The sequence below is a fragment of the Parvularcula maris genome (genome assembly GCF_024505085.1).
Classification (GTDB): domain Bacteria; phylum Pseudomonadota; class Alphaproteobacteria; order Caulobacterales; family Parvularculaceae; genus Parvularcula; species Parvularcula maris.
In genome coordinates this window covers 1-3,150 of record NZ_JANIBC010000031.1, presented here as the reverse complement: position 1 = coordinate 3,150, position 3,150 = coordinate 1, and the positions used below count along the sequence as shown (strand labels likewise).

The window sequence follows — 3,150 nt, the reverse complement described above, 5'->3', positions numbered from 1 at the left end:
GCTCAATCTTCAGCCCATCGACGTTCTTCTTCCGCTTGGTCGTTATCGTTTGACGGTTGGTGGTGGTGTTACGGATGTTGCTGGCAACTCGTTGGTTGCAAGCTACACGGATTTCTACACGGGTGATGCGGCGGAGGCGGGTTCGCCGCAGCTTGTGGCGTCGAGTGTGGTGGATGGTTCGGTGGGGATTGCGCCGAACGCTTCGCTTCGGTTCGTGTTTGACCAGCCCTTGTCGGCGACCTCGCTTGAGGGGGGCAGTGTCGAGGTCCGTGTGGGCGGCCAGCTGGTTGCTGGCGAGGTGAGCCTTTCTTCGGACCGGATGGTTCTGACCTTCACCCCTTCGGGCAGCCTGCCTTCTGGGTCTGATGTGGAGGTGACGGTGTCGGGCTTTGTGGGTGTGTCGGGGGCGGAGATGGCCCAGGCGACCTCGTCCTTCTCGACCCTTGGCTCTTACGATCTTCTGCGCTCGCCTGGGGTTGCGGCTGCGGCGACGAGCCAGAACGGCTCGCGCGGTCCTTCTTCGGCGATCGACGGCAATGACGGCTCGTACTGGCAGACCGCCTACCGCCAGACCCCCGCTTACGGGGTGGAGACCTATGCCGAGTACGAGCTTCCGGGCTCGGCGACCGTGTCGGGTCTGACCGCTTACGATCCGATCTCGGCGTCCTATGCGGAGAGCTTCATCGTCAAGCTCTACGACGCGCTCGGGGCGGAGCTCTATGAGAGCCCGCTTCAGAGCCTTGGCTCTGACGGGCGGGTCTCCTTGTCCTTTGCCGAGGTGGCTGGGGTCTCGAAGGTGCGGGTGCAGCTGATCGAGAACGATCCCAACTATGCCCGCCTTGCCAGCTTCAGCCTTCTTGGCTTCTACGAGGACGCGAACGTTCCCGCCGGGGACTTCGATGCGCCGCGGGTCTTCTCGATGAGCCCGGCGCCGCGCACGGGCGGGGTGGAGGTCACCTCGCCGATCGTGCTCACCTTCGGCGAGGGCGAGGTTCTGGACCCCACCACCGTGTCTTCGAGCACGGTGCGGGTGCGCCTCGACAACAGCTCGAACAATGTGGTGGCGGGCAGCTACGAGGTGGCCGGTAACCGGATCACCTTCACGCCGCTGACCACGCTTCCCTCCAACCGCCGGGTCTATGTGCGGGTGGAGACGAACGGGGTGCGCGACGTCTCGGGTCAGGGCACGGCGTTCTTCCAGGACTACTTCGACACCGGCGCGGACGGCGCCGATGAGGAGGCCCCGCGGGTGGTGATGATGACCCCGGCTTCGGGCACGGAGGCCTCGCCGCAATCGCCGGTGGTGCTGACCTTCTCCGAGAGCCTGAACGCGGCGACCATCAACACCAATGCGGTGACGATGATCGTCGACGGCGTGCGGCGTAACCCCTCGATCTCGCGCTCGGCGGACAACAGGACCCTGACCCTGTCGACCTCGCTGCCGGCCTCCTCGCAGGTGACGGTGGTGGTGACCTCGGATGTGCAGGACCTCGCCGGCAACGGCGCGGCTCCCTTCCAGGCGAGCTACATGACCGGCGAGGCCCTGGACACGACCCGTCCGCGCATCACCGTGCAGCGCCCCTCGAGCGGCGCCTCGGGCGTGCCGGGGGCGACGGCGGTGACCCTCTATGCCGATGATGCCTTGGCGGCGTCCAGCATCGGCGAGGCCCTGTTCCTGGCCCAGGACGGCACCTTGATCCCCGGCAGCTTCCGGCTCGAGGGGGAGGGGCAGGCCCTGGTGGCGGTTCCCGACGAGCCCTTCGCCTCGGACGGCAGCCTGGTGCAGGTCTGGGTGACCTCGGACGCCACCGATGAGGCGGGCAACCAGCTCTACGACCATGCCGGCTCGTTCAGGACCGAGGACACGAGCAGCGACGGTAGCCGTGCGCCCACCATCCAGCGCTCGAGCCCGAACTTCTACACCAGCCAGAACCCCCTCTCGACGGTGTTCCTGGTGGAGTTCTCCGAGCCCCTCGACCCTGCGAGCGTGAGCGCGGACACGGTGGATCTGACCGCGCCTTCGGGGGCGAAGATCGCCGGTCAGGTGAGCCTGGAGAAGGGGGGAAGGGTGATCCGCTTCGTGCCCGACGAGCCCCTGACCGGCGTTCAGGGCACCTATGCCTATCTCAACTTCCGCAGCGGCATCGCCGATCTTGACGGCCAGGCCTTCTCGCCTGCGAGCTACTACTACTACTTCGTCCAGCCCGATCTTGGCGCAGGCGAGACCGGCCTCGACGAGATGGCGCCGATGCTCACGGCCCAGTTCCCGCCCCAGGGGGCCGAAGGGGTGGGCATCAATGCCGAGGTGACCTTGGACTTCTCCGAGACGGTGGCGGCGATCACCGCGGATGCGGGGACGATCGCCCTGCGGCGCGCCTCGGACGGCCAGCTCTACGAGGGCAGCTTCCGCTTCTCCTCCTCGGACAGGCGGGTGGTCTTCACCCCCTTCGCCCCGCTGCCCCCCGAGACCGAGTTCGAGGTGGCGATCTCCGGCATCGAGGACCGCTCGGGCAACAGCCTCAGCGAGACGGTGAGCGCCTTCACCACGGGCAGGACGCCGGACTTCCAAGGCCCCTCCCGGGTCTCGAGCACGCCGGACAACAACAATACGGACGTGCCGGTGAACGCCTATGTGCAGGTCAGCTTCGACGAGCCCATCGCCGAGGCCTCGGTGACGGACCAGTCGGTGCGCCTCTACGACCGGACCGGCGGCGTCTTCGTCGAGGGCGAGGCGAGCCTGTCGGCGGACGGTCTGACGGTGAGCTTCGTCCCCGACGAGCCTTTGGCGGTGAACCGGGACTACGACACCTACATCTCCTACTATGCGAGCCTGACCGACCTGACCGGCAATGCAGGGGGGTACAACTGGATCTATCCGCGCTTCACCACCGGTCTCGAAGAGGACGAGACCAGCCCCGAAGTGCTCTTGACCAGCCCCGTGGCCGGGCAGACGGACGTACCCACCAACGCCCGCATCCGCGTGCGCTTCTCCGAACCCATCGAGCCGGCAAGCCTTGACGCCATCACCCTCGCCGACAGCCAGGGCAACACCGTCGAGGTCACCAAAACCCTCACCGACGCCAGAACACAAGCAACCCTCACCCCCAAAACACTCCTCCAACAAAACGAAGGATATGATGTGAGAGTGGC

At 66.5% G+C, this 3,150-nt stretch carries 1 protein-coding gene; it reads left to right on the top strand.

The window, feature by feature from the left end:
- Nucleotides 1–91: 91 nt before the first annotated feature.
- A partial coding sequence (locus tag NOG11_RS14790; RefSeq protein ID WP_256620588.1) for an Ig-like domain-containing domain occupies nucleotides 92–3,150 on the top strand: 3,059 nt, incomplete at its 3' end.